The sequence below is a fragment of the Janthinobacterium rivuli genome (genome assembly GCF_009208735.1).
GTDB lineage: Bacteria > Pseudomonadota > Gammaproteobacteria > Burkholderiales > Burkholderiaceae_D > Janthinobacterium.
Genome location: NZ_WFLJ01000025.1, coordinates 1 through 26,859 on the forward strand (window position 1 = coordinate 1; position 26,859 = coordinate 26,859).

Sequence of the window (26,859 nt, forward strand, 5' to 3'; positions counted from 1 at the left end):
GGCGGCCATGGCGGCCGGACGGTTACCCGTTGCGGCGGCGGGTGCGGCCGCCGGCACGCCGTCGGCGCCGCCTATGCCGGGCCGAAAGGCCAGCATGCGCAGCAAGGTCATGGTGAAGCCCGCGTACTCATCGGGCGCCAGGCCCAGCTCGTTGCGGCCATGCACGGCGATCTGGTAAAACAGCTGCACTTCTTCCGCGTCAAACGCGGCGGCCAGACGCACGATGTCCGCGTATTCCGGCAAATCCTGCGGCAAGGCGGCGGGCACGGTTTGCGCCAGCGCAATGCGGTGCAACAAGGTGCCCAGGTCCTGCAGGGCGCCATTGTAGGACAGGCTGCGCGAGGCCATTTCGTCGGCCACGGCTAGCAGGTCGGCGCCATCCTGCTGCGCCAGCGCGTCGAGCAGGCGCACCAGATACGACTGGTCGAGCGCGCCCAGCATGCCTTGCACGGCATCGAGGGTCACTTCGCCGGCCGCGTACGCGATGGCCTGGTCCGTCAGCGACAGCGCGTCGCGCATGGAACCGTGGGCGCCCTGGGCCAGCAGGCGCAAGGCTGGCTGTTCGAAGGCGATGCCTTCCTGCCCCAGGATATTGTCCAGGTGGCTGATGATGTGGCCGGGCGGCATCTGCTTGAGGTTGAACTGCAGGCAGCGCGACAGCACGGTCACGGGTATCTTTTGCGGGTCCGTCGTCGCCAGGATGAACTTGACGTGCTCGGGCGGCTCTTCCAGCGTCTTCAGCATGGAATTGAACGCGTGGTTCGTCAGCATGTGCACCTCATCGATCATATAGACCTTGAAGCGCGCATTGCTGGGCGCGTAGACCGCCTGTTCCAGCAGCTGCGCCATTTCATCGACGCCGCGGTTCGAGGCCGCATCCATCTCGATATAGTCGACAAAGCGTCCCGCGTCGATCGCCGTGCACGCTTCGCACACGCCGCAGGGCTGGGCCGTGATGCCGCCCGTGCCATCGGGGCCGATGCAATTGAGCGACTTGGCCAGGATGCGCGACAGGGTCGTCTTGCCGACGCCGCGCGTGCCCGTGAACAGATAGGCGTGGTGCAAGCGGCCGCTGTGCAAGGCATGCGTGAGCGCGCGCACGACGTGCTCCTGGCCGACGAGCGTCTCGAAATTCTTGGGGCGGTATTTACGGGCGAGGACTTGATAGGACATGCTGAGATTTTACCATGCGATTTTGCGGGTGATCCTGCGCGGCGGGCGCAAGCCTCATGGCCGGGCCACATTCAAATATGGCAAACGCGGCAAAGCAGCAATTGTATAACATGGAGAGTGGCATTCTGGAAAATCAGGCAAGCATGCGGACTGGCAAAACACAGCGCCGCAAAACAAAAAAGCCGCCAACGGCAGCTTTACTGTTTGTTTCCCGAAGGAGGCGAGCCTGATCTGCGGCACTCATGGTTAATAGCCGTGGCTGCTTCGTTCCCGACCTGACCAGGTTAGCCATGCCACGATGCGCAGGGGCCCGCCGGGGACAATTATAACCGACCTGCGCAAGATTGGGGAAGCAAGCTGAAATCCGGGGTCAAACCCCCGGTCAAGTTGGCAATGACCTTTGCGTCAGCGGTGTTGAGGGTCTGACCCCAGCTGCCCTACAAACCCAGCTCTTGCCAGATGCCATCCACCCTGGCCTTCACTTCCGGCGTCATGGCGATCGTCGTGCCCCACTCGCGCGTCGTTTCGCCCGGCCATTTATTCGTCGCATCGATACCCATCTTGCTGCCCAGGCCGCTGACCGGCGAGGCGAAGTCCAGGTAATCGATGGGCGTGTTGTCGACCAGCGTGGTGTCGCGGATCGGGTCGACCCGCGTCGTGATGGCCCAGATGACCTCTTTCCAGTCGCGGATATTGACGTCTTCGTCGACCACGACGATGAACTTGGTATACATGAACTGGCGCAGGAAGCTCCACACGCCGAACATCACGCGCTTGGCGTGGCCCGCGTACTGCTTCTTGATCTGCACCACGGCCATGCGGTAGCTGCAGCCTTCGGGCGGCAGATAGAAGTCCGTGATTTCGCTGAACTGCTTTTGCAGCAGCGGCACGAACACCTCATTCAGGGCCAGGCCCAGCACGGCCGGTTCGTCCGGCGGTTTGCCGGTATACGTGGAGTGGTAGATCGGGTCGCGGCGCATGGTGATGCGGTCGATCGTAAACACGGGGAAACTGTCCTGCTCATTATAGTAGCCCGTGTGGTCGCCATATGGCCCTTCCAGCGCGTGCTCGTAGCCGCTCGGATGGTTTTCGTCCGGGTAGATATGGCCTTCGAGCACGATCTCGGCCGACGCGGGCACGCGCAGCTCGCTGCCGATGGCTTTCACCAGCTCCGTGCGGCTGCCGCGCAGCAAGCCGGCGAACTGGTATTCGGACAGGCTGTCCGGCACCGGCGTGACGGCCCCTAATATAGTAGCGGGATCGGCGCCCAGCGCGACGGCGATCGGATACGGCTTGCCCTTGCTCTGGATCGCGTGTTCGCGGAAGTCCAGCGCCCCGCCCCGGTGCGCCAGCCAGCGCATGATGACTTTATTGCGTCCCAGTACCTGCTGGCGGTAGATGCCCAGGTTTTGCCGCTTCTTGTTCGGGCCCTTGGTGATCACCAGGCCCCAGGTGATCAGGGGAGCGACGTCGCCTGGCCAGCAATGCTGGATCGGCAGGCGCGCCAGGTCGACGTCGTTACCCTCCCAGACGATTTCCTGGCACTTCGCGCCGCGCAATTCCTTCGGCGACATGTCCCACACGGATTTCACCAGGGAACCGAGTCCCAGCAAGTCCTTGAAATCCTTCGGCGGCTCCGGCTCCTTCAGGCGCGCCAGCACATGGCCGATCTTGCGCAACTCGCTGACGTCTTCCGCGCCCATGCCCAGCGCCACGCGGCGCGTGGTGCCGAACAGATTGCCCAGCACCGGCATGTCGTATCCCGTCGGGTTGTTGAACAACAAGGCCGGTCCGCCTGCGCGCAAGGTGCGGTCGCACACTTCCGTCATCTCCAAAATCGGTGAAATGGGGGTCGAAATGGGCTTAAGTTCACCCATTTGTTGCAGTTGAGAAATAAAATCTCGCAAATCTGAATATTTCATGTGTTTTTAATTTTTTTTGACGTCGGACGCCGTTGCTGAAGGATCTATGCCAAGTAATTGATTTTATTGGCTTTTGGCACAATGCAAGTCAAAAAGTAAGACATAAAAGTAATAAAGAAACGATTCGTTAGTATTGACTTGATATAAAACGGCTTCTACAATTCGCCCAACTTGAAAGAGCACGCCGGCCCAGAGCTTGATTTTAGCGTTTCTCTTTCATTCACGGAGTCGGGGCTCCACATGACATTTTAAGGAGTGTTTTCAAAAGGCGTCTGCCTTACCCCCGGTAAAAGTTGTATTGCGACTGATCCAATACCAAAAACGGGACCGATCAGCTCAAGCAAGCAATGACGGCGTTTCTCGCACGCATCCATACGCGGCGGAAACGATGATATTTCTGATGCACGGCATTGGCAGTACCCACAACACCGCGAGACCGCGGAGGGGCTGTCTGTTGACGCGACATTTCGGGGAACTCTATGACTCATCGTAGCACTGAAGCAGCCTTGCCTGCTTCGACCGTGGCTGGACAGCCAGCGTTGGCGCGTTTGCGCGCCCGCGCACAAGCCATTTCGGCACGTGGCGTATTGACCACAGCGCAACACACACTGACAGTCTTCGGCATTTCCGCCCTGGCACTGATCGCCCTGCTGATGTTCCGCCCGGACCTGGGCAAGCAACTGACGCACAGCCTGTTCCCGCTGCCGATGGCAGAAGCGCAAGCCGTCGAAGCGCCGGCCCTGTCGGCACTGATGGAAGCGCCCGCATCCGTGCAAACGGCCGCCGCCAGCGAAACGCCTTTGACCAAGGAAGAAAAAGCCTTGCTGGGCACGCAAAAGCAGCAGCAATGGGTCACCAACTGGCTCTCCAAGCGCTACCGCGTGGCCAACGACGCGACCAATATGCTCGTTTCGACGGCTTACCTGACGGCCCGCGAAATCAAGCTGGATCCGCTGCTGATCCTGGCCGTGATGGCCATCGAATCGGGCTTGAACCCGTTCGCGGAAAGCCCGGTCGGCGCGCAAGGCTTGATGCAAGTCATGTCGAAAGTGCACCATGAGCGCTTCCAGGAAATGGGCGGCGTGCAAGCGGCGCTGAACCCGGTCGCCAACATCCGCGTCGGCTCCCTGATCCTGAAAGACTACGTCACGCGTGGCGGTTCCGTCGAAGCGGGCTTGAAAACCTACGTGGGCGCCGCCAACTTCGCCACCGACTCGGGCTACGGCTCGCGCGTGCTGGCCGAGTACCGCCGCCTCAAGCAAGTGTCCGCCGGCCAGCGCGTGCCGACCACGACGCCGGTGATGGCATCGAACACGCCAGCGCCAGTCAAGGCGCCTGCGCCGGAAAGCGGCATCACCATCAAAGTGCTGCCACACAACGAGATCGCCGGCCTGTAGCAACGCGCTCTTCAAACCTACTGCGCAGCCCGCTCTCGGGTCGGCGTTACTCGCTGTACTCCAGTACAGCTGCGTTACTCAACCCGATATCGGGCTTGCTCGCTACGGTTTGAAGAGGCGCCGATGCGTTAATGCACATCACTCCGACAGCAAAAAGGGCAGACTTTTCAGTCTGCCCTTTTTGCATCCATTGCGGCCTTCGCCGCAGGATAACCTGCTATCTTACTTGCGCTTGTTGGCGCCCACTTCTTCCTCGCGGAATTTCACTGCCAGCTTGTCAAGCACGCCGTTCACATACTTGTGGCCGTCGATACCGCCAAACGACTTGGCCAGCTCGACCGCTTCGTTGATGACGACGCGGTACGGAATTTCCATGTTGTTCTTCAGCTCGAAAGCGCCGATCAGCAGGATGCCGTGTTCGATCGGCGACAGTTCCGCGATGTTGCGGTCGATCAAGGGTGCCATGCTGTCGCGCAGCGCCAGCGAATCCTTGATGGTGCCGTACAGCAGCACCGTGAAATGATCGCCATCGGCCTTGTCGAAACCATGCGCGGCGCGAATATTGTTCACGACGGTGGTCGCGTCTTCATTGTTCAGCAGCCACTGGTACAAGCCCTGCAGCGCAAACTCGCGCGCGCGGTGACGCGGCGTGCGGTTTTTGCTGGGATTGGCGAGCAAATTTTTCTCAGTCATGATTGTTACCTGTTCTTAAGTACGTGTTCACCACAAATTCCGGCGAGGCAGCACGGCGCGCTTTTCAACGCGCCGCAGCCAACCGCGTGTCAGAACGTTCGAGAAAATGCTCAGAGCAAGGCGCGAGCCCGAATGTACGGCGAGGGCTTGCAACGCAGCTATGGGCGTTTTATCGGACGTTCACTACACGGCTAGTCCTCCTCGGATTCCTGCAACTCTTCCAGCGCTTGCGCCAGATTAGCCATTTCCACTGCCACGCGTGCCGCTTCGGCTCCCTTGACCAGCATGCGCACTTCCGCCTGCTCGTCGTTTTCGGTCGTCAACACTGCGTTGGCGATCGGGATGCCGTAATCGAGACCGACGCGCGTGATGCCTGCGCCCGATTCGTTCGATACCAGCTCGAAGTGGTAGGTTTCGCCGCGAATCACGGCGCCCAGTGCGATCAGGGCGTCGAATTGCTCGGTTTCCGCCATTTTTTGCAGAATCAGTGGGATTTCCAGGGCGCCCGGCACGGTCACGTGCAGGATATCTTCATCGGCCACGCCCAGCTTGCTCAACTCTTCCAGGCATGCCGACAGCAAGCCACCACCGACGATTTCATTGAATCGTGCCTGGACGATACCGACGCGCAAACCTTCGCCGGCAAAATTGGTTTCATACGTTCCTACGCTCATCATATGCCTCTTTAATCTGGTGGTTCAGGGCGACACACACATGCCGCCATCGTTTACTCTCACATCGACGTCTGACAAAATCGCGACGCGCAGTCGATTTAGTCAGGCGTCTGGCCTGGATGGCACTGAAAACCCGTTACTTCCAGGTCGAAACCGGCCATCGACGGCATCTTGCGGGGACTGGCCAGCAATTGCATCTTGCTCACGCCCAGGTCGCGCAGGATTTGCGCACCGATGCCATAGCTGCGCAAGTCCATGCTGGCGGCGCGGCCTTTCGGCTTGGCTTGCGGCGTGTCCAGTGCGGCGAACTGGGCAAACAGCTCGCTCGACGTCTCGCCACAGTTCAGCAAGACCATCACGCCCCGCTCGGACTGCTTGATGGCGGCCATCGAGGCGGCCACCGTCCACGAGTGGGTGGTCGCTTCGCTTTCCAGCACGTCCAGCAGGGAAACGGGCTGGTGCACGCGCACCAGCGCTTCCAGGCCGGGCGCCAGGTCGCCATGCACGAGGGCAAGGTGGGCCGACGCGCTCGGTTTGTCGCGGAACGCGATCAGGCGGAATTCGCCGTGCGCCGTGTGCAAGGTGCGCTCGGCAACGCGCTCAACCAGGGACTCCGTCTGGCTGCGGTAATGAATCAGGTCGGCAATCGTGCCGATTTTCAAGCCATGCTGCTCGGCGAACACCAGCAAGTCCGGCAGGCGCGCCATGGTGCCGTCGTCCTTCATGATTTCGCAAATCACGGACGCGGGCGTCAAGCCGGCCATGGCCGTCAGGTCGCAACCGGCTTCCGTATGGCCTGCGCGCATCAGCACGCCGCCTTTTTGCGCTTTCAGCGGGAAGATATGGCCAGGCTGGACGATGTCGCTGGGCTGCGTGCCCTTGGCCACGGCCACCTGGATGGTCTTGGCTCGGTCGGCGGCGGAAATGCCCGTCGTCACGCCTTCGGCCGCTTCGATGGACACGGTAAAGTTGGTGCCGTAGGCCGTGCCGTTGCGCGAGGTCATCATCGACAGGTTCAGCTCGTCGCAACGCTCTTCCGTCAGGGTCAGGCAGACCAGGCCACGCGCATGCGTGATCATGAAATTGATGGCTTCAGGCGTCACGAAATCGGCGGCAAGCACCAGATCGCCTTCATTTTCCCGGTCTTCTTCATCGACCAGTATCACCATGCGGCCGGCGCGCAATTCAGCGACGATCTCTTCGGTGCTGGATATAGACATTGTTCATCCTCATAGGACGCCTGGCAAAACCTGCTGCGCGTCGGTTTTGCCGGGCGTTGTTAGTGAAACTAAAAACTGAAACTGAAACTGAAACATCGCGCGCGAATATTCCGCGAATTTCCGGGAATTTTCTTATAACCTGCTATTTTAAAGGATTTAGCGCTTGCAGACCTGAAATAAGACAGGTTGGCGGCACGGATGCCGCAGTCTGCCCCGGAACACGACGCTTCCCTGATCCAGCGCAGGCGGCGGCGCCAAAACGCGCGCCGCCGGTCTTGCAAAGAGCATAAGATCAGCCAGTCACCGCCACGGCGCTGACACCCCACTCGCGGCGACACCCCACACAGGAGCGGCAATATGAAAACCAACGGATCGGCCATCTGGTCAGGCGGCATCAAGGACGGCAAGGGCGCCATCAGCACGCGCAGCGGCGCCTTGCAGGAATATCCCTACGGCTTTGCCAGCCGCTTCGAAGGCAAACCGGGCACCAATCCCGAGGAATTGATCGGCGCCGCCCACGCGGGCTGCTTCACCATGGCCCTGTCGCTGATCCTCGGCGAAGCGGGGCTGACGGCGGAAAAGATGGAAACGACGGCCGAAGTAACCCTCGACAAGGTCGACGACGGCTTTGCCATCACGGCCGTCCATTTGGTCCTGAAAGCGAAGATACCGGGCGCCGACCAGGCGACATTCGAAGCACTGACGGCCAAGGCCAAGGCCGGCTGCCCCGTATCGAAGCTGCTGAAAGCCAATATCACCCTGGACGCCACCCTGCTGGCCTAGATTTTCGGCACGGGCTTGACGGGTTCCACGGGAGCGACCGGCGCCACCAGCGGCAGGCGCGAGTCGCTGGCCGGCAATGGCCGGTTCATCAAGCCGGGATTCAGGGCCGCATTGTTCAGGTTATACGCGGCAATGGCCGCCGCCACGGACGGGTCTTGCGAAGACGGCAACGGCACGGCCATGCCCGCCGCCTGTGCGGCCAGCTGCTGCGCCTGCGCATTGTCCTGCGCCAGCGGGGCTTGCGCCGTCGCCAGGCCCGCATCAGCTTGCCCCAGCGACGCGCGCGCCTGCACCTGGGCCGCGCGCGCGGCTTCCTCCTGCTGCGCCAGTTGCTCGGTATTCATGCGTTCGCTGTCGATGCGCAGGGCATCCACGCGCTGGCTGTCAGCCCGCTGCGCCTGCAGATCCACATTCAGCTCTTCCGCTTCCAGCTGCTGCTGCAATTCCAGCTGCCGCTGTGCAATAGCGGCCGTTTGCGGCGGCGCCGCGTCGACGACATGCGGCTGCGCGGCTTGCGCGGCGCTCGATGGCAATGTTTCGCCCGTCAAATCCGCTTCGACCACGGCCGCCAGCGGCGCGACCTGCTGCCGAGCCAGCACGGCGCCCACCTGCGCCAGCACGTCCGTTCCCTGCTGCAAGGCGTCCAGCGTGGCACGGCTGTCGGCCGCATACGCGGCTTGCAAAGTTACCGGTTCGACATTTTCATTGCGCAAATCGATGCCGATGCGCGCCAGGCCCGCCTGGGTCAGCAAGTTGCCGTCCTGCGCCAGCGCGGCCGCCGTGTTCGTGGTGCCATCGCCCGACAGCAAATCGTAGCGCTGCGCCAGGCTGCCCGGCGTGTCGCCGGCCGTGGCCAGCTGGCTGGCATCGATGCCGCTCGTTTGCAGCTGGGCGAACGATTCCGTCAGCTGCCGCGCCAGCGCCAGCAAGTCGTCATTGACGTTCACGGGGGTAGTGGCCGCCCTGGCCTCGTCCGTGGCTCCCTGCAGGGCCAGCAATTGCCGGCGCGACAAGGCCACGCCGGACAGGAACTGGCCCAGCGGGGAGAGGTCGACCTGTGTCGAGGACACAATGGCAAGGGCCGCCGCCGCGCCGGAAGCCGGCACGGGCAGCGCTGGCGCCAGCGGCGCGGTCTCGCCCACGCGTGACGTGGCCGGAATGGTGTTGGGCACGGTTGCGCGCGAAATCGGGTCCATGGTCAGCCTCCCCTGCGGAAAGCTTCATAGTATGCGCGTCTGCAAGAAAAGCAACACACGCCTGGCAAGGAGGAGGTGTTGCCGTATCCAGTTCTACTTATATCAGGCGGCAGCCTTGTCCAGGGACAGCATGCGCTCGACATAGCGGGCGATCAGGTCGATTTCCAGGTTGACCTTGCCACCAACCGTCAAGTGTTTCAAGGTCGTCATGGCGATCGTGTGCGGAATCAGGTTGATCGAGAAGCGGCAACCGTCGGCGGCACCCGCGCCCAGGTCTTCCACGCGGTTGACGGTCAGGGACACGCCATTGACGACGACGGACCCCTTGAAGGCCAGGTATTTCGCCAGTTCGCGCGGCGCTTCGACGACCAGTTCCCACGATTCGCCCACGGCTTCAAACTTGCGCACGGTGCCCAGGCCGTCGACGTGGCCGGACACCAGGTGGCCGCCCAAGCGCTCGGCCAGGGTCAGGGCTTTTTCCAGGTTCACTTCCGTGGTGGTATCGAGGCCCACGGTGCAATTGAGGCTTTCGCGCGAGACATCGACGGCAAAGCCCGTGTCCGATTTTTCCACCACCGTCATGCAGGCGCCATTGATGGCGATCGAATCGCCCAGGGCCACGTCGGCCAGCGGCAAGCCGCCTGCGTGGATGTTCAGGCGCACGCCTGCATCGAGGCCGCCGTCGAGCGGCTGCACGGTTTCAATCTTGCCAATGGCGGCAACAATTCCTGTAAACATGGAGCTAACCTTATAAAAATGATGAAAGTATTAATTGCGCTGGGCGAATCTTGCAAGGATACGCACATCTTCGCCCACTTGCTGAACCTGGTGAAATTGCAAAGTGCGCTGCTGCTTGATATCCGTCAAGGCGGGCAAGGCAAACATGCCTTGCGCATCGCCCAGCAAGGTGGGCGCCAGGTAGACCAGCAGCTCGTCGACGCAACCTTCGCGTATCAGCGAGCCGTTCAGCCTGGTACCGGCCTCGACGTGGACTTCATTGATTTGCCGGCGCCCCAGTTCCAGCATCAGCGCGGCCAGGTCGACCTTGCCGGCCGCGTTCGGCAACAGGATGACTTCCGCGCCCAGGGCGCGCAGCTGCGCCTCCTTTTCCGGGTTGGCGACGGCGGCGACGATCCACGTGCCGCCGCCCTGCAGGATGCGCGCGTCGAGGCTGATGTCGAGCCGGCTGTCGACGACGATGCGGCGCGGCTGGCGCGGCGTCTCGACGGCGCGCACGTTCAGTTGCGGATCATCCGCCTTGACGGTGCCGATGCCCGTCAGGATGGCGCAGGCGCGCGCGCGCCAGGCGTGGCCGTCGGCACGCGCTTGCGGCCCCGTGATCCACTGACTCTGGCCATTGTGCAAAGCCGTCATGCCATCCAGGCTGGCCGCCGTTTTCAGGCGCACCCATGGCTTGCCGCGCTGCATGCGCGAGAAGAAGCCGATATTCATTTCATATGCCTCGTCGGCCAGCACATCCGTCGTGACGGCGATGCCGGCCGCTTGCAGCTTGGCCAGTCCCTGCCCCGCCACCAGCGGGTTCGGGTCCGTCATGGCGGCCACGACGCGTCCCAGCCCCGCGCGCACGAGCGCATCGGAACAGGGCGGCGTGCGGCCATGGTGATTGCACGGCTCCAGGGTGACGTAGGCCGTGGCGCCGCGCACGTCGTTGCCGCGCGCGGCCGCGTTGGCCAGCGCTTGCACTTCGGCATGATCCTGCCCGGCCGCCTGCGTCACGCCGGCGCCGATCACCTGGCCATCCTTGACGATCACGCAGCCGATGCGGGGATTGGGCGAGGTCGTGTACAAACCGCGCGCGGCCCATTCCAGCGCCAGGCGCATGCCATCGATATCGTTGAGTATTTCCACGGGCTTCTTTGAGAGTGAGTGATAGCTGAGTCGGCTTACGAACTGTCGGCCACGCCGCTGCAATTGGCCGCTTGCAGCTGCGGGTCGCACACGCGCACCCGCCCCAGCATGTTGATTTTAATATGGCGCACCTGCTTTCCCAAAGCCAGGGACAAGGTACCCCAGCGCGCCGCCAGGCTATTGGTCGCGCTGCAACTGCGCCCTGCGCCATTGTAGGCGATATAAAACGGCGCCGTGGCCGAGGAAAACGCGAACTGGGCCGTGATGCCTGCCGGCAGCGGTCCCTGGCGAAACAGCAATTCATCATCGCCATCGAAGGCCAGGTTGGCATTGCGGTCGATAAAGACCAGCCAGCCCGTGCCCCAGTCCATGCCACCGGGTCCGGCCGGCATCAACAGTACGCGCTGCCCGCGCGCCATCGCCTGCGCCCGTGTCAATTCGATGGCCGAGAACAAGTCCGTCGCCGCCGCGCGCACCTGCTGACGCGCCAGCACCTGCTGCAGACTGGGCATGGCGGCGGCCGTCAACAGCGCGGCCATCGCCAGCACGGCCAGCAATTCGAGCAAGGTGTGCCCTGTCCGGCCCGAATGCTTGCGCGTGCTCATGGCTTAGGGCCAGCAATGGCTGGCCGGGCCGCTGCTGCCGCGCTGACCCGTGCTATTCAGGGACAGGACTCCGCAATCGGCATCCTGGAACTGCGCATCGACCTTGGACGTGCCCGGCATGGCGCGCAACAGCACGCATTGCCCGATCGCCAGGCCGGGACAGGCCAGCGCCTCGATTTCATACGCGCTGCCGGCCGCGCCCCCGTCGCCGGACCACCATGGAAACTGCTGCGCCAACTGCGCCGGCGACGCCGAGGAAAAGGCCAGATAGCGGTTGTTTTGCGAATAATAGCGCTCCTGCTGCTGCATCAGCCGCAGCAGGGCAGCCTGCCCCTGCACCCGCTTGGCGCGCACGATATGGGCGTGATAAGCGGGCACGGCCAAGGCCAGCAACAGACTCATGATCGCCAGCACGGCCAGCAGTTCGATCAGGCTGAAGCCCAGGGTGACGGCAGGGGTGCCGCCGTTTGCAGCGGCCCAGTTCCGCCTTGCCAGCGCGCCCATGCAACCTCCCCTTTTTCAAAAAGCGCCAGCCGATGCGCCGCACCGGCCTTCGTTGCGTTAACTTTCGGCACACCACCCATAGTCACGCCTATTTTTTCTTGGCCGCCTCGTGCAATTCGCGCCAGTTCGCCACTTCGCGCCAACTGAGGCGCCGGGCCGGCAGCGGCGCGCTGACAACCTTGAGCCCTGCCCCGCTGGCCGCGCCGGGCAAGCCAGGTTGCAGCACGGCCAGTTCCTTGCGCCCCTCTGCCCGCCCTGCCGCCGTCGCGGCACCCACCGTGCTGTTCAATTCCAGCGCCAGCGGCGGCGCGCGCGCCAGGCCATCGAACAAGCGCCCCGTCTGCGCGCCCGCCTGCACGACACCGGCGCCATCGGCGGCAAAGCCGCTCAGCACATCGAGCACGTACAGGCGCGTGGCCGGCTTGGCGCAAGGGTCACGCCCGGGCAGGACGGTATTGAACAGCACCTTGCCGGCGGCCAGCACGGGACTGTTGATGCTGCGTTCGCCCGTCTGTGCGGTATTAAGGAAATCGAGGTACCAGCCGCGCATGGCGTCGCTGCCCGTATAGCGCAGCTCGGCGCCGTCGACACGCACGCCACCGGCCGCCTCGCCCAGGCTGCGCTGTTCCAGGTCGGCCCGGCTGCGCGTGGGAGATGACTTGCGCACATCGTCGTGCACGGCGTAAAACGACTGCGACAGGAAAGCGGCAGGCCAGGTATCGGCCGCTTCGACCAGTTTGCCCGTGCCGAACAGCAGCAGATAACCGCCGCCGGGCGCATACGCCACGTTCAGTTGCTGCGTCACGGGCTGGCGCCGGCCCTGCGCATTGCGCGCGACAAAGACGAGCTTGCGCCCCACGCCATCCTTCCACGGCGGACCGCCCGCCATGTCGAAGCGCCAGATGTTGCCCTGCAAATCGCCCGCATACAGATACGCCAGCGCGCCGTCGCCGCCCGGCACCACGGCGGGCGGGCCCAGCGCGTGGGGGATGGCATCGGCGCCCGCCTCCCCATCGCTTTCATGGCCATCGCCGCCGCTGGCCACGGGCACCTTGAGGCGGAAGTAATTACTTCCCAACACCCAGGGCGCGCCGGGCGCCTTGTCCAGCGCCAGCAGGAAGATGGCGGCGGCCGATGCAGGCGCCGTCGTGTCCTTGCCGTCGTCCACATGGTTGTTGTAGCCACTGGCGACGACGGCAAAATCGCGGTAGGCCAGTACGCCCTCTTTGCCGCCCATGTTGATGCGGGCAAAGGCGGGCGGCGCGCGCACATTGCCCATCAGCTTGTCGTCGCGGTCCGTGAATTCCCACAGCGCCCCGTCTTGCGCGAAGCGCGCCGGGTCGGTGATGTCGAGCGCGAACACGCCTTGCGCCCCGCCGCCCATGCCCGACACCAGCACCGTCTTCCAATGTCCCAGCGCCAGCACTTCCGCCGTGGCCGCCGCGCCGTCAAGCAGCGGCCCGGGACTGTAGTGAGTGCTCGCAGCGACGGCCGCCGTGTGCAGCAGCGCTTGCGGCAGATAGGCAAACGCTTCGCTGCCCGTGCGCGCATCGAACGCATGCAGCAAGCCATCGTTGGCGCCCAGGTACAGCATTTTGCGCCGCTGCAGCTGGGCCTGGCGGTGCAAGCCATAACCGGCGCCCGGCATGCCCAGCCCCGGCGCGCCCACGTACAACAGATTGCCGTACGGTGACGCGCCCAGGCTGCCTGACCGGCGCCGCAGGAAGCCACCCGGCTGGCCCACCTCGCGCGTGCGCTGGCCCAGCAGATACGCCAGGCGCGCTTCCCCCAGTCCATCGCCGCCGTCGAAGGCGCCGCGCTGTTCCCCGTTGAGACGGCTCCAGGCCAGCGGCATCAGGGCGCCCTGGGCGTCGAGCGTGTAGACGGGGCGCAAGGGCGCGGGCGCGCCATCCGGCACGGACTTGTCCTGTCCACCGGCAGTCCACGATAGCTTGCCGGGAAGCAGTGTGCCATCGGCGCCCAACGCAAACGCGGTGCGCGACAAGGTCATGCCGCCATCGGCCAGGCGCATCCGCGTCTGGAACCAGTACGCTTCTTCCGTGCCGCTGTCCAGCGCCATCAGGGACGGGCCGGCGAGCGTCGCCGACACAGTGCCCTTGTCGGCGGCCGCAAAGGCCGCGCGCAATCCCCCGATCAAGGCGGCCGGATCGCTGCCGGGCAGGTAATGGGCGGGCCAGCGGCCGTCGGGGCTCCACTCCTCCAGCGCGCTGCCCGACATGCTCTTGAAGGGGGTGGCGTCGCCGTTCGCATCGAGAAAGCCGCCATATTTGGCCACCAGTGACAAGGGGGTGGCGGCGGAAGTGGCGGCTGATTCGCCGGCCGGGCCGCCCTGGCGCAAGTCGCCCGCATAGTGCTCGACCCTTGCAACACCGTCGTTCTTGCCGCCCGGACGCAGGGCCTGCACATGCGACCAGTAGGCCAGGCCCGCCGCATGGTAGCTGGCGCCGCCCGCCCCCTCGGCCAGCCATTCCAGCGCCGCCAGTTCCGGTCGTGGCGCGGGATTGCCCTGCGCGCCGCCGCTTTCCAGGGTGCCCACCGCATGCGTCCAGACCATCGCGTCCAACGGTGGCGACGCAAAGCCATCGGCGGCGCGGGCACGGTCGCCATTTGACGCGGGAGTCGCCGGGACATTGCCGGGCACGTAGCGGTCGACCGCCATGCCCGCATCGCCGAGGGTGACGATGCTGTGGCGCTGGCAATTGGCCGTTTGCGGGTCGCTCCACGCAATCACCACCGGCAAGCCGTCGTCAATGGCAGGAGGGGCCGTGACGGGCGGCACCACGGCGCTCGCTTGCCGTCCCTGCAGGTAGCGCAACGATTCGTACAGCAATTCGGCCGTTGGCGCCGCGCTGGCGTACCTGCCGGGATGCCCGGCATTGCCGCGGCCCAGGCCATTGATGTAAGCGGTCACCCCGCCGCCAGGGCCCGCAGCTTGGGCCACCGTTGGCGCCACATATACGCCGGTGGCGGGATGCCACTCGACGTCGGCGTTGTCTTGCGGCAGATAGTCGGGCGCCGCCCAGCGTTGCCGCCCCACGTGGGCCAGCGGCGCGCGCAGCACGCCGCCATACACGGGGCCGGCGCCGGCGGGCACGCCATTCAGGTGAGCAAACACGCCCACCCGCACCCTGCCGCCATGGCGCTGCACGGCGCCCACGGGCTTGTAGTTCTTGCCATACGCCAGGCACAAGTCGTCGCGCAGCGGCCCCTCATCAGCGTCGCACACGCGCACGCGCGCGAGGAATACGCCGTGCTTGGCGGCGGCACCGGGCGCGTCGCAATTGCCGGCCAGAGGCAAGCTGGCGTCGCCGAACAGCAGGCGGTTGCGGCAGGAAATGATGGCCAGTTGCGCCAGCGCAAACGGCGTCGCCGCCGCCACGCCGGCTTGCAAGACCTTGCGCGGGAAAAAGACGGGGTGGGCAAAGAAGTCGATGGGGCCGCCGGCATCGGGCAGGTAGGCGCGCTGCAGCACCGTCTTGCGCGCTTCGTCGACGACGCGGTCGCCGCCCGTCAGCGCATAGCGCACGATGTCGAGCATGCTGGTACTGGCCCAGTTGAGAAAGTTGCCGCTAAAACTATCGCCGCCGCAGCCGTGCAGCGCATCGGCCGGTTTCAGCACGGAGAAGTAAGCGGTCGCTACGCGCAAGTCCGGCTGCATGACGCCGTCCTTGCTGCGGTACGGATAGCTGTAGCACATGCGCGCATGAAAGTAGCCGAGGTACTCGCGCTGCGGCGCATAGTCGCCGCCATGCGCGGCAGCGGCCGCCGCATGCGTGAAAGACAGGTTGAGCAGCAGATTCGGCGGCACCCTCGCGCCATGCAAGCCCGCGTCGGCCCGCGCCAGCGTCACCGCGGGAGGGGCGGCGACGGCGGCGCATGCCAGACAAGCCAGCAGCAGCAAGCAGACGGACGCCAGCGCCCTCATGGCCCCGCTCCCGCCGCCTGTTTGCGATAATAAATTTGCAGCACGACTTGCGTGCTTTCCTGTGCGCCAAAACCCATGGCCGTGATGCGGTACACATAGCTTTGCGTGGCCAGGCCGCCAGCCACTGCCGTGGCCTGCGCGCCGGGCGGGTGAAACGGCAGCAGTTCGATGAGGTAGCGGGGTGGGCGCGACGGCAGGAAACCCTGCCCCGTCTGCATGACGGCGCCCGTAAACTGACCATATGGCACGGCCCGGCTGCTCGCTTGCGCGCCATCGAGGTCCATGCTCAGCCAGAGCGCCGGCGCGTCCGGGGCCGCGGGCAGGCACAGACCCAGCGCGCCTCCCTCGCCGCAGCCATCCGCGAACCCTGCCGCACTGCCTGGTGCGAAGATGCCGCTGCGTCCCGGTGCGCCGGGCAATCCTTCGATATCGTTCTGCGCATCCACCAATGCCTCCTCCGCCGCCTGAAACGCGATCTGCCGGTCGCGCTCGCCGCGCGCCGCCTTTTCGCCCTGCAAGGCCATCTGCGCCGCCGATATGCCCAGCAACAAGATGATCACCAGCAGGCACAGCACATACACGAGGGTGGCGCCACCGTGGCGGGCACGAGGTGAGCACCACGGTATGCAACAGCGGACGCCCGCGCCGGCCATTGCGCCGCCCGCCTAGACCGGCCCGTTGCGCAACATGATGCTCGTCTGCGCCAGTTGCCGCAGTCTGGAACGCGTCGCGGCGGGCAAGGACGCGCGCGCGATGCGCACGCCCGTGTCGCCGGCGCCGTGCGCCTCGGCATACGCCTGGCCGAACAGGTCGAACTGCGCCGGCCCCAGTTCCGCCATCTTGTCGGCCTGGCCCGCCTCGCCATGCAACAGCAGCGCCACGCGCACGCTGGCCACGCGCTTCCAGTGCGTGCGCCGGTAAAAATCGCGCTGGCGCGCGGCCGCATCCGCTCCCGCCAGCACCAGCGCCGCATCGTAGGCATCGAGCGCGCTCGCGTTGACATAGCGGTTCGCCACGCCGTCGGGCGGCGTATCCGTGTCGAGGCCATACAGCACCTGGAAAGCGTCGACGCCGCGGATGACGGCGTCCGCGCCCCAGCCGTTCGCGCCACGGTATTTGCAGCGCAATTCCCCCTCGCCATCGGCGCCCTGGGCCACATAGAAAATGCTCCAGCCCCGCTGCGCCTCCGTTTGCGCGGCGCCCACGCCGAAGCCCGCGCAATTGAGCACCGAGCCATCGCCGCCCGCCTCCTTGCCGGCGCCGTAATAACGCAGGGCCAGCACGTCGCTGCCATACAGGGCGCCGGGCAGCGCGCCGCTGATGCCCTCGCTGTTCTTGCCCAGGCTGTGCGCGTCGAGCCCGGCGATATTCGCGCTGTCGTCATCGGCATGGGCGACGGGCGCGGCGCTGCTGTCCCAGTTCACGTAAGCCGTCTGGCGCACGGCGCGGGCGATGGTGTCGAGCGCATAGCGGCCATTGTCATCCAGGCGCGCACTGGCGGACTGGTCGCCATAGCTGCCGCTGGCCGCCAGCAACATGGTGCTGGCGGCCAGCATCAGCAGCGTCCCCAGCGACAGGGCCACCAGCAATTCGACCAGGCTCATGCCACGATGCCGGCCGTTCATGCGCCGCCTCCACCCAGCTGAAACGCCAGCCTGGGCAGCGACTCGCCTGCCCCATTCACGGCGGGCGAACCGTCGGGCGAACGGGCGCGCCAGCCCAGCTTGATGACGATGGGCGCGCCCTTGCCGCCGCTGCACGCCCAGTGCAAGCCTTGCGAGGCGACATCCCACGTGGAAGCATCGCGGCAGATATGCAGACGCGCGCCGGGCAAGGCCGCATGCAGCGCCAGCTTCCATTCGGCGATGTCGAATTGCGCCAGTTCGGCCGCGCCGCAGGCGGCGGCACCGAAGCAGTCCGGCGCGCCGCCGCCAGCTTCGGCATCGTCCGCCGCCGCGTAGGCCACGCTCAGGTAGGGATTGCCCGTATCGGGGCCATTCATGAGCACGCTGTTCGCACGCATGCGTTCGGCCATGCCGGCGGCCAGTTGCACGCCCACCGACAGCAGCGCGGACTCATGGCGCGCGCGCAGGGAGTGCAGTTGCAGGATGCTGGCGCCCAGCAGGCCCAGCGCCAACAGCAGCAGCGACACGAGCACCTCGACGAGGCTGCTGCCACCCGCAGAAAATATCTCGCGACCACCATTGCGCATGCGCTACTCCCTTCCGCAGACACGGTCGCAAGAACAGGCGGCCCAGCTACAAGATAGGCGGACGCAAAGAACCGGGGCTGCGCTGGCGCAAACAGCACGGCGATAAGGTAAAAAACAGGGTTGGTATTGATCAGACCGCTTGCCAGGCGAACGCTGGCGTGATGAAGACGGGGCCCTCGGCCCCGTTGTCGGCACAGTGTGCGTCAGGGCTTGCTGCGCGCCTGTCCCACTTCGGCGATCGCATCCTGGAACTCGGCCAGGTCTTCGAAATTCTTGTAGACGGAGGCGAAGCGAATGTAGGCGATCTTGTCGAGGCGCTTGAGTTCCTGCATGACGAGCTCGCCGATATAGCCGGAATCGACTTCGCGCAAGCCGCTGGTCAGCAGTTTTTCCTGGATGGAGGCGATGGCCGTATCCACAGAGGCGGCCGCGACGGGACGCTTGCGCAAGGCCAGCATCAAACTGCCGCGCAACTTATCCGCAGCGAACTCCGTCCGGCTGCCATTCTTTTTGACGACGGCCGGCATGATAAGTTCAATGCGTTCGTAAGTCGTAAAACGCTTGTCGCATTTGCCGCAGCGGCGGCGGCGCCGAATGGCATCCCCTTCCTCCGATACGCGCGTATCGAGAACCTGGGTGTCGCCGTGCTGGCAAAATGGACATTTCATGGGCTGGCTACAACTTTATAGTAATAATTACGGGAAATCGCCGCCCTTGTACAAAGGGCGCCCGAATCACTCCGGGCGCCCTTGGGCACGACTGGAATGTGTCAGACAGAATCTTACTCCGTATGACACATTCTGGACAAATAATTATGCTGCGTATACCGGATGCGCGTCGGCCAGTACTTTCACGGCCGCTTTCACGCGCTCGATGGTGGCGGCGTCATGCGGATTGTCCAGCACGTCGGCGATCAGGTTGCCCACTTCTTCCGCTTGCGCTTCCTTGAAACCACGCGTCGTCATCGCCGGGCTGCCCAGGCGGATGCCCGAGGTGACGAACGGTTTTTGCGGGTCGTTCGGGATGCCGTTCTTGTTGCAGGTGATGTGCGCGGAACCGAGGATGGCTTCAGCTTCCTTGCCCGTCAGGTTCTTGGCGCGCAGGTCGACCAGCATGACGTGCGATTCGGTGCCGCCGGACACGATGCGCAGGCCGCGCTTGATCAGGGTTTTCGCCAGCACGTCGGCGTTCTTGATCACTTGCTTCTGGTATTCGACGAATTCAGGGCTCAGCGCTTCCTTGAAGGCGACAGCCTTGCCGGCGATCACGTGCATCAGCGGGCCGCCCTGGATGCCGGGGAAGATGGCCGAGTTGATGGCTTTTTCGTGTTCAGCCTTCATCAGGATGATGCCGCCGCGCGGGCCGCGCAGCGATTTGTGCGTGGTCGAGGTGACGAAGTCGGCGAACGGCACCGGATTCGGGTACAGGCCGGCGGCGATCAAGCCCGCGTAGTGGGCCATGTCGACCATGAAGTAGGCGCCAACTTCCTTGGCGATCTTGCCGAAGCGTTCGAAGTCGATCTTTTTCGAGAACGCCGACGCGCCGGCGATGATCAGTTTCGGCTTGCGTTCGCGGGCCAGGCGTTCCATCGCCTCGTAGTCGATGTCCTCTTCCGCCGTCAAGCCATACGACACGACGTCAAACCATTTGCCGGACATGTTCAGCGGCATGCCGTGGGTCAGGTGGCCGCCTTCGGCCAGCGACATACCCATGATCAGGTCGCCTGGTTTCAACATGGCGAAGAACACGCCCTGGTTCGCCTGCGAACCGGAGTTCGGCTGCACGTTCGCGCATTCGGCGCCGAACAGCTGTTTCACGCGGTCGATGGCCAGTTGCTCGGCCACGTCGACGTATTCGCAGCCACCGTAGTAGCGCTTGCCCGGATAGCCTTCGGCGTACTTGTTCGTCAGCTGCGAGCCTTGCGCTTCCATGACGGCTGGCGACGTGTAGTTTTCCGACGCGATCAGTTCGATGTGGTCGTGCTGGCGCGTGTTCTCTTTTTGAATGACGGCGAACAATTCAGGGTCGACGTTGGCGAGGGTATGATCTTTTGCAAACATGTAAAAACTCCAAGTATGAGGGTGCTTGTACTGGCAGGTTGGATCGAATGAGGGGAGCCGGCGTTAATTGAATAACAACATTGAACAGGCAGCCTCTTCGTGCTTTTCCATAGTGGCTACCCAGGCGAACGGCTGATGAAAAATCTCACGTTTCCCGGTGGGTGCCCACCTTTCGCCGGTTTGCCGATCGCCATCCATGGAGATCGCCCGACTTTTCGCCAGTCACGTGAGACGGAATGGAAATCAAATTGTAAGTTAAGTGCCCAAATTGAGCAAGGAATGCAACCGTGCGGCTATAATCCCCGCCCGGGCAGCGCCCGTCCACGGTCTTAAGCTGGACGTAAACTTTGCGACGGCATGTAAGCGTATGTTACGGGGCTTGCCATTGCAGCCCTGCGTTTTACAATGCTGCGGTGCAACTTATATGCAGCTTTTGCATGGCTTTCCAGCAAGCGCCCACAGTCACAAGAAGAAAAATCGCGTAAAATGTTGCTCAATCTCACTACTGGCGCAATAAACATGCCTTCAGTCTTTACCTGGAACGTACGTGTCTACTATGAAGACACCGACGCCGGCGGCATCGTCTATTACGCTAACTACCTGAAATTCTTCGAGCGCGCGCGCACCGAATGGCTGCGCGCCATCGACGTGGGCCAGCAGGCATTGCTGGAACAGCACGACGCGATGTTCGTTGTCAAAAGCGTCAACGCCGACTATCATGCGCCAGCCAGGCTCGATGACACGGTAAGATTAACCTTAAGCATAGAAAAAATGGGGCGCGCCTCCATCGTTTTCCTGCAACAAGCCTGGTGCGGCGACCGCCTGCTCAACACGGCCCGCGTCAAGATCGGCTGCGTCGACTCGGCACTGCGCCCGCGCGCCGTGCCTGATGCAGTCGCGGCCCGCATGCGCGCCGCCTGAGCCCTACCGCCACCCCCGGATAATTCACCCAACAGACTGCCAGCCAATGAACGTTACACAAGATCTTTCTTTCCTCGCGCTCATCACCAATGCCCATTTGATCGTGCAACTGATCATGGCCCTGCTGCTGCTGATTTCCCTGACCAGCTGGACCTACATTTTCCGCAAGATGTTTGCCGTGCGCCAGGCGCGCAAGCAGACCATCGAATTTGAACGCAGCTTCTGGGCCGGCGGCAACCTGCATGCGCTGCACCAGAACGCCAGCGGCAACCGCGACCAGAGCGGCGCGCTGGCCCGCATCTTCGACGCCGGCATGGGCGAATTCATCAAGGGCAAGGCTTCCTACGGCTCGCGCGAAGCGCTGGACGTGGGCGCCGTGCTCGACGGCGCACGCCGCGCCATGCGCGCCGCTTTCCAGCGTGAAATGGACGTGCTCGAATCGCACCTGGCCTTCCTGGCATCCGTCGGTTCCGTCTCGCCGTACATCGGCCTGCTCGGTACCGTCTGGGGCATCATGAACGCCTTCCGCGGCCTGGCCAACGTGCAGCAAGCCACGCTGGCCGCCGTCGCGCCCGGCATTGCCGAAGCGCTGATCGCCACGGCCATCGGCCTGTTCGCGGCCATTCCCGCCGTCGTCGCCTACAACCGTTTTTCGCATGATATCGACCGCCTGGCGATCCGCTTCGAGAGCTTCGTCGAGGAATTCTCCAACATCTTGCAGCGCCAGTCGCGCTAAGAGGGAGCAAGGTCCATGGGTTCCTCATTCAATAGCGGCGGCATGCGCGGCGGCCGTGGCCGCAAGTTCAAGTCAGAGATCAACGTCGTGCCCTACATCGACGTGATGCTGGTGCTGCTGATCATTTTCATGGTGATGCCGTCGTCGAACAATCCCAGCGTGGTGAACTTGCCCAACGCGGAAAAGTCGGCGAAACCGCCCGATGACTATATTCAGATCGTGCTGAAACCAAATGGTTCGCTGTCGATCGGCGTGATCGGCAAAGAACAGCTGGCGCCGGAAACGGAACCGAACCGCGACGCCCTGCTGCGCAAGTTGCGCGGTTTGCACGAGAGCAATCCTGACTATCCCGTGATGATCGCGGGCGACAAGGAAAGCAAGTACGACGATGTGATCCAGCTCATTTCGGAAGCGAAAAAGATGGGCATTACCCGCGTCGGCCTGGCCACCAAGTAAGCGCAGCACCCTGTTTCCAGACTTGACCGTTTTTAGATAGACTAGACTTTGCAGACCAAACAAATCGACCATGTACTCGGCAAGCCCTACAGCGTGCCGCGCGAACGCAGCCGCTGGCCCTCGCTGGGCCTGGCGCTGGCGATGCACCTTGGCCTGCTGTTTTTCCTGTGGGTGGGCGTACACTGGCAAAATACGGAGCCTGTCGCCGTCGAGGCGGAAGTTTGGGACCTGAAAGTACAGACGGCCGCGCCGCCGCCCGACGTGGCGACGGAACCGGAGCCGACGCCTCCGCCGCAACCCGAAGTGGAACAGCCGGCCCCGCCGCCGCCACCGCCTGTGGCCGCGCCCGAGCCGAAGGTCGACTTGCGCGAAGCGGAAATCGCCCTCGAGCGCAAGAAGGCCAAGCTGAAGGAAGAGAAAGCGGCGGCGGAAGAACGCCGCAAGCAGGAATTGAAGGAACGCGAGGAAGAAAAGCGCGAACTGGAAAAACAGAAGCAGAAAGAAAAAGACAAGGCTGCCAAGCTGGAAAAAGAAAAGGCCGACAAGCTGGAGAAAGCCAAGGAAGCCAAAGAGAAAGAAAAAGCGGCGGAAGAAAAAGCCGAGAAAGAACTGTCCGAGAAAAAAGCGGCGGCGGAAAAAGCGGCCAAGGCCAAGAAAGCGGCGGCTGAAAAAGCGGCAGCCGACAAATTGCGTGCCGATGACATGAAGCGGTTGATGGCGCAGGCAGGCAATGGCACAACGGGCACGGCCGCGAAAGCGACCGCGCCACGCAAGGACAGCGGCTATGTCGCTGCCCTGACGAGCAAGATCAAGAGCAATATCGCGTACAGCGGTAGCACGGACGTGCCGGGCAACCCGCGCGCCGTGTTCAAGATCGAGCAACTGCCAACTGGGGAAATTATTTCGGTCCGAAAGATTAAAAGTAGCGGCCTGCCGGCGTATGACAGCTCGGTGGAAAACGCCATTAATAAATCGTCGCCACTGCCGAAGAAAAAAGACGGCACCGTGGAACGCGAGATTGAACTCATATTCGAGATGAAGGATTTGCCTAAATGATGACCATGAAAAAAATGAGCTATGTCGTGCTCTGTGCCGGCCTGATGCTGGGAGCCGCCGGCGCCCAGGCGCAGCTGCGCGTGGAGATTACGGGGATCGGCAGCAACCAGATCCCGGTGGCTGTCGCCAGCTTCGTCAATGAATCGGCGGCGCCCCAATCGCTGTCCGGCATCATCAAGGCCGACCTGGCGCGCAGCGGCGTGTTCAAGCTGATCGACGCCGATGCGCCCGTATCGGAAACGGCGCCCGTCAGCTACGAGCAATGGAAGTCGCGCGGCGCCGACGCGCTGGCGGCCGGCAGCGTGCAAAGCATGGCCGATGGCCGCCTGGATGTGCGCTACAAGCTGTTCGACACCATCAAGGGTGCGCAGATCTCGAGCATGAACAATGCGGCCGCGCCGCAGTTCAACCGCTTGCTGGCGCACAAGATCGCCGACGATATCTATGAAAAGCTGACGGGCGTCAAGGGCGCGTTCGCCACGCGCATCGCCTACGTCACGCAATCGGGCCGCGAGTACCGACTGGAAATCGCCGACGCCGATGGCGAAGGCATCCAGGTCGCGCTGCGCTCGAACGAGCCGATCATTTCGCCGTCGTGGTCGCCGGACGGCACCAAGGTCGCGTATGTGTCGTTTGAAAAGAAAAAGCCCATCGTCTACGTGCAAAACCTGGTGACGCGCCAGCGCACCATCGTCTCGAATGAAAAAGGCAGCAATTCGGCGCCAAGCTGGAGCCCGGACGGCTCACGCCTGGCCGTGGCCCTGTCGCGCGATGGCCATACCCAGGTCTACACCGTCAATGCCGACGGCAGCGGCTTGCGCCGCGTCAGCACCAGCAGCGGCATCGATACGGAACCGCAATTCTCGGCCGATGGCCAAAGCATTTATTTCACCAGCGATCGCAGCGGCGGACCACAAATCTACCGCATGTCGGTCAGCGGCGGCGAAGCCAAGCGCGTGACGTTTGGCGGCTCCTACAACATCAGCCCGCGGATTTCGTCCGACGGGAAGACTCTCGCTTATATTTCCCGTCGCGACGGCAATTTCCAGCTCTACGCGCTCGACCTGGCTAGTGGCCAGGAACTGCGCCTGTCGGACACCGCCAACGACGAATCACCGAGCTTTTCGCCCAACGGGAAATATATCATGTACGCGACCGAATCCGGACGACGCAAGTCGCTGGCAGTGGTATCGGTGGATGGCCGCGTCAAACAGCGTTTGACTACGCAAGCTGGCAATATCAAGGAGCCCACCTGGGGTCCTTTTATGAAGTAAATGCTGTACAGTTTCACCTTTAACCATGACCCGGAGAATAAAAATGAGTAACTTTAAAAGTTTGGCTTTCATCGCCGCTACCGCAGCCCTGCTGTCCGCCTGCAGCACCCCAGTCAAAGTCGCAGAAACCCCAGTGGTTGAGCGCGCTCCTGAAAAAGTCGCAGCTCCAGTTGACACCCGTCAAGTTCAGCCAGTGACGACCGCATCGGTCGATCCACTGGACGATCCAAAAGGCGTGCTGGCTAACCGCAGCATCTACTTCGACTTCGACAAGTACGTCGTGCGCGAAGCGGACACCCCAGTCGTGCAAAACCACGCTGCTTACCTGGTGAAAACGCCTAGCCGCAAGATCCTGATCCAAGGTAACACCGATGAACGCGGTGGCGCCGAGTACAACCTGGCCCTGGGCCAGAAACGTGCTGAAGCCGTGCGCAAGTCGATGGCCGCCCTGGGCGTGCCAGAAGGCCAAATGGAAGCCGTGTCGCTGGGCAAAGAAAAGCCTAAAGCTCAAGGCAGCAACGAAGCAGCATGGGCAGAAAACCGCCGCGCTGACATCGTTTATTGATGTTGACGGGTGAGCGCGGCAGCATTGACGCTTACCTAACTGGCCAGTCATAGGCATAATAATGGGGCGCAGCGCGGTGATTCACCGCCCGGCGCCCCGTTTGCATGTTTTGCGTAACCTTTGAAAGCCCGACCCATGATGACATTCTCGAAAGCCGGCGTCGCCGCCGCCTTGATGGCCGCGTTTGCCTACCTGCCCCTGCACGCCAACGCCGCCCTGTTCGATGACGACGAAGCACGCAAGGCCATCCTCGAGCTGCGCGCCAAGGTCGACGCCATGGCGCGCGACCTGAACGGCCGCATCGATACCAAGGCGGACAAGACCAGCACCCTGAGCATGCTCAACCAGCATGATCAGACCATGCAAGAGATCGCCCGCCTGCGCGGCCAGATCGAAGTGCTGGGCAACGACCTGGCGACTGTGCAAAAGCGCCAGAAGGATTTCTACACCGACATCGACGCGCGCCTGCGCAAGCTCGAGCCGCGCCAGGTCACCATCGACGGCCAGGAAGCGGCCGTGGGCGTGTCCGAGCAAAGCGCGTATGAATCCGCGTTCGGCCTGTTCAAGTCGGGCGACTACAAGGGCGCCGTCACGGCCCTGGACGCCTTCGTCAAGCGCTATCCGGAATCGGCCTACGCGGCCAACGCGCAATACTGGCTGGGCAACGCCTATTACGCCCAGCGCGACTGCAAGAGCGCCATCACGGCCCAGCAGGCAGTGCTGAAACACTACCCGGACAGCCCGAAGGCGGCCGACGCCATGCTCAACATCGCCAGCTGCTACACGGAGCTGAAGGATAAGCCGAACGCGACCAAGACCTTGAACGCGCTGATCTCGCGCTACCCGGACTCCAGCGCGGCCCAGGCTGCCAAGGAACGGGCCGGTAAAAAGTAAAAACGGGGAAAAAGTTGCCCGTTCGGTTTGACAGAATCCCGGGCACCCCCTATAATCTTTCTTCTTCGGGTCGTTAGCTCAGCTGGTAGAGCAGCGGACTTTTAATCCGTTGGTCGCAGGTTCGAATCCCGCACGGCCTACCACGAATACGCAGTACTGATCTGCTTGCGAGTTGTTATAGCAAGCATTTTTTTACGGCACAGTGTTACCGAAGTTGCAGTAAAAAGTTTTTGGGTCGTTAGCTCAGCTGGTAGAGCAGCGGACTTTTAATCCGTTGGTCGCAGGTTCGAATCCCGCACGGCCTACCAAATACTTCAGAGAAGCCAACCGTTCGCGGTTGGCTTTTTTGTTTTCAATGGCATCACCCGCACGGGATGCCAGCGGTGACACAAATCAAACACCCTGCCACCTGCGATATGCCCCTGTCGAACTGTCGTATAATCAGGCAATCATGAACGGCCTCCTACCCTCGACCACGTCCGCATTTGAGACAGCGGAAGCAGCCGAAACCTATGACCACTGGTTTCGCGCAAAGGTATTGTCATCACTAAATGATGACCGCCCTGCCCGTCCACATGCAACGGTCATGGCGCAACTGAGGAAAATCGTCACAGCCCAGCCTGATGACCATGCTGCCGATTCGATGGAAGGCTAACAACGCCTAACAAAACCGTAGCGAGCGGAAGTAAGTTGTGGTTGAGAA

The 26,859-nt window shown here is 63.1% G+C and carries 26 protein-coding genes, 2 tRNA genes, 1 other RNA gene and 1 riboswitch; of the genes, 12 read left to right on the top strand and 17 right to left on the bottom strand.

Annotated elements, in window-relative coordinates; all coding sequences use genetic code 11:
* The 3 genes from dnaX to ubiD form a co-directional block, all read right to left on the bottom strand.
* Window positions 1-1,173: DNA polymerase III subunit gamma/tau (gene dnaX / locus GCN78_RS26350; RefSeq protein ID WP_152254357.1), on the bottom strand; the 1,173-nt coding region annotated here is incomplete at its 3' end.
* A gap of 216 nt (window positions 1,174-1,389) precedes the next feature.
* Window positions 1,390-1,488, bottom strand: an RNA gene (gene ffs, locus GCN78_RS26355) — signal recognition particle sRNA small type.
* 122 nt (window positions 1,489-1,610) lie between these two features.
* On the bottom strand, window positions 1,611-3,095 hold the full coding sequence (gene ubiD, locus GCN78_RS26360; RefSeq protein WP_071654453.1) for a 4-hydroxy-3-polyprenylbenzoate decarboxylase: 1,485 nt from the start codon (window positions 3,093-3,095) through the stop codon (window positions 1,611-1,613).
* A gap of 479 nt (window positions 3,096-3,574) precedes the next feature.
* Here ubiD and GCN78_RS26365 point away from each other — a divergent pair, with 479 nt between their 5' ends.
* Window positions 3,575-4,492, top strand: a complete 918-nt coding sequence (locus GCN78_RS26365) for a transglycosylase SLT domain-containing protein (protein WP_413465241.1) — start codon at window positions 3,575-3,577, stop codon at window positions 4,490-4,492.
* A 222-nt stretch (window positions 4,493-4,714) separates the two neighbouring features.
* On the opposite strand, the gene nusB is transcribed toward GCN78_RS26365, so the two are convergent.
* The 3 genes from nusB to ribBA form a co-directional block, all read right to left on the bottom strand.
* Window positions 4,715-5,185, bottom strand: coding sequence for a transcription antitermination factor NusB (gene nusB, locus GCN78_RS26370; RefSeq protein WP_152254358.1), 471 nt, complete (start codon window positions 5,183-5,185; stop codon window positions 4,715-4,717).
* Between the two features lie 191 nt (window positions 5,186-5,376).
* Window positions 5,377-5,859 (bottom strand): 6,7-dimethyl-8-ribityllumazine synthase, encoded by a 483-nt coding sequence (gene ribH / locus GCN78_RS26375; RefSeq protein WP_131689563.1) that lies wholly within the window; start codon window positions 5,857-5,859, stop codon window positions 5,377-5,379.
* A gap of 98 nt (window positions 5,860-5,957) precedes the next feature.
* Entirely contained in the window at window positions 5,958-7,079 is a 1,122-nt protein-coding gene (gene ribBA, locus GCN78_RS26380) for a bifunctional 3,4-dihydroxy-2-butanone-4-phosphate synthase/GTP cyclohydrolase II (protein WP_096234479.1), read from the bottom strand.
* A 357-nt stretch (window positions 7,080-7,436) separates the two neighbouring features.
* Between ribBA and GCN78_RS26385 the strand changes: the two genes are divergently transcribed.
* Entirely contained in the window at window positions 7,437-7,862 is a 426-nt protein-coding gene (locus GCN78_RS26385; protein ID WP_152254359.1) for an OsmC family protein, read from the top strand.
* Here GCN78_RS26385 and GCN78_RS26390 read toward each other — a convergent pair.
* From GCN78_RS26390 to glyA, 11 genes are all read right to left on the bottom strand, one after another.
* Window positions 7,859-9,058: a hypothetical protein gene (locus GCN78_RS26390; protein ID WP_152254360.1), complete on the bottom strand. Its 1,200-nt coding sequence runs from the start codon at window positions 9,056-9,058 to the stop codon at window positions 7,859-7,861. The two genes, GCN78_RS26385 and GCN78_RS26390, sit on opposite strands and share 4 nt — an antisense overlap.
* Before the next feature lie 102 nt (window positions 9,059-9,160).
* A complete protein-coding gene (locus GCN78_RS26395) occupies window positions 9,161-9,796 on the bottom strand; it encodes a riboflavin synthase (protein ID WP_152254361.1) in 636 nt (211 codons plus the stop codon).
* A 30-nt stretch (window positions 9,797-9,826) separates the two neighbouring features.
* On the bottom strand, window positions 9,827-10,927 hold the full coding sequence (gene ribD / locus GCN78_RS26400; protein ID WP_152254362.1) for a bifunctional diaminohydroxyphosphoribosylaminopyrimidine deaminase/5-amino-6-(5-phosphoribosylamino)uracil reductase RibD: 1,101 nt from the start codon (window positions 10,925-10,927) through the stop codon (window positions 9,827-9,829).
* Between the two features lie 35 nt (window positions 10,928-10,962).
* Window positions 10,963-11,532, bottom strand: a complete 570-nt coding sequence (locus tag GCN78_RS26405; RefSeq protein WP_226939835.1) for a GspH/FimT family protein — start codon at window positions 11,530-11,532, stop codon at window positions 10,963-10,965.
* A 3-nt stretch (window positions 11,533-11,535) separates the two neighbouring features.
* Window positions 11,536-12,036: a type IV pilin protein gene (locus GCN78_RS26410; protein WP_152254363.1), complete on the bottom strand. Its 501-nt coding sequence runs from the start codon at window positions 12,034-12,036 to the stop codon at window positions 11,536-11,538.
* Between the two features lie 88 nt (window positions 12,037-12,124).
* Entirely contained in the window at window positions 12,125-15,982 is a 3,858-nt protein-coding gene (locus tag GCN78_RS26415) for a pilus assembly protein (protein ID WP_152254364.1), read from the bottom strand.
* Window positions 15,979-16,563 carry a pilus assembly PilX family protein gene (locus GCN78_RS26420; RefSeq protein ID WP_264372700.1) on the bottom strand — a complete coding sequence of 195 codons (585 nt, stop codon included), beginning with the start codon at window positions 16,561-16,563 and terminating at the stop codon, window positions 15,979-15,981. The genes GCN78_RS26415 and GCN78_RS26420 overlap by 4 nt, the downstream gene beginning before the upstream one ends.
* Before the next feature lie 84 nt (window positions 16,564-16,647).
* Window positions 16,648-17,607, bottom strand: a complete 960-nt coding sequence (locus tag GCN78_RS26425) for a PilW family protein (RefSeq protein ID WP_152254366.1) — start codon at window positions 17,605-17,607, stop codon at window positions 16,648-16,650.
* Entirely contained in the window at window positions 17,604-18,194 is a 591-nt protein-coding gene (gene pilV / locus GCN78_RS26430; RefSeq protein WP_152254367.1) for a type IV pilus modification protein PilV, read from the bottom strand. The genes GCN78_RS26425 and pilV overlap by 4 nt, the downstream gene beginning before the upstream one ends.
* A gap of 203 nt (window positions 18,195-18,397) precedes the next feature.
* Window positions 18,398-18,862 carry a transcriptional regulator NrdR gene (nrdR, locus tag GCN78_RS26435; protein WP_071078724.1) on the bottom strand — a complete coding sequence of 155 codons (465 nt, stop codon included), beginning with the start codon at window positions 18,860-18,862 and terminating at the stop codon, window positions 18,398-18,400.
* A 144-nt stretch (window positions 18,863-19,006) separates the two neighbouring features.
* On the bottom strand, window positions 19,007-20,254 hold the full coding sequence (glyA, locus tag GCN78_RS26440) for a serine hydroxymethyltransferase (protein WP_058050318.1): 1,248 nt from the start codon (window positions 20,252-20,254) through the stop codon (window positions 19,007-19,009).
* A gap of 111 nt (window positions 20,255-20,365) precedes the next feature.
* Window positions 20,366-20,490, bottom strand: a riboswitch (ZMP/ZTP riboswitch).
* Window positions 20,491-20,773: 283 nt separating this feature from the next.
* Here glyA and ybgC point away from each other — a divergent pair.
* From ybgC to relB, 10 genes are all read left to right on the top strand, one after another.
* Window positions 20,774-21,175 carry a tol-pal system-associated acyl-CoA thioesterase gene (gene ybgC, locus GCN78_RS26445; protein WP_099387060.1) on the top strand — a complete coding sequence of 134 codons (402 nt, stop codon included), beginning with the start codon at window positions 20,774-20,776 and terminating at the stop codon, window positions 21,173-21,175.
* A 46-nt stretch (window positions 21,176-21,221) separates the two neighbouring features.
* Window positions 21,222-21,911: a protein TolQ gene (tolQ, locus tag GCN78_RS26450; protein WP_046682323.1), complete on the top strand. Its 690-nt coding sequence runs from the start codon at window positions 21,222-21,224 to the stop codon at window positions 21,909-21,911.
* A gap of 15 nt (window positions 21,912-21,926) precedes the next feature.
* Window positions 21,927-22,367, top strand: a complete 441-nt coding sequence (locus GCN78_RS26455; RefSeq protein ID WP_226939836.1) for an ExbD/TolR family protein — start codon at window positions 21,927-21,929, stop codon at window positions 22,365-22,367.
* Between the two features lie 48 nt (window positions 22,368-22,415).
* Window positions 22,416-23,423, top strand: coding sequence for a cell envelope integrity protein TolA (gene tolA, locus GCN78_RS26460; RefSeq protein ID WP_152254368.1), 1,008 nt, complete (start codon window positions 22,416-22,418; stop codon window positions 23,421-23,423).
* A gap of 5 nt (window positions 23,424-23,428) precedes the next feature.
* Window positions 23,429-24,697, top strand: coding sequence for a Tol-Pal system beta propeller repeat protein TolB (tolB, locus tag GCN78_RS26465; protein ID WP_226939841.1), 1,269 nt, complete (start codon window positions 23,429-23,431; stop codon window positions 24,695-24,697).
* A 43-nt stretch (window positions 24,698-24,740) separates the two neighbouring features.
* The gene (pal, locus tag GCN78_RS26470) at window positions 24,741-25,262 is read left to right on the top strand and encodes a peptidoglycan-associated lipoprotein Pal (RefSeq protein ID WP_034759187.1); all 522 of its coding nucleotides are present in this window, start codon (window positions 24,741-24,743) and stop codon (window positions 25,260-25,262) included.
* Between the two features lie 135 nt (window positions 25,263-25,397).
* Window positions 25,398-26,156 carry a tol-pal system protein YbgF gene (ybgF, locus tag GCN78_RS26475; RefSeq protein WP_152254370.1) on the top strand — a complete coding sequence of 253 codons (759 nt, stop codon included), beginning with the start codon at window positions 25,398-25,400 and terminating at the stop codon, window positions 26,154-26,156.
* A gap of 67 nt (window positions 26,157-26,223) precedes the next feature.
* A tRNA-Lys gene (locus GCN78_RS26480) sits at window positions 26,224-26,299 on the top strand.
* A gap of 89 nt (window positions 26,300-26,388) precedes the next feature.
* A tRNA-Lys gene (locus tag GCN78_RS26485) sits at window positions 26,389-26,464 on the top strand.
* Between the two features lie 143 nt (window positions 26,465-26,607).
* The gene (gene relB, locus GCN78_RS26490; RefSeq protein WP_152254371.1) at window positions 26,608-26,811 is read left to right on the top strand and encodes a type II toxin-antitoxin system RelB family antitoxin; all 204 of its coding nucleotides are present in this window, start codon (window positions 26,608-26,610) and stop codon (window positions 26,809-26,811) included.
* Window positions 26,812-26,859: the final 48 nt, after the last annotated feature.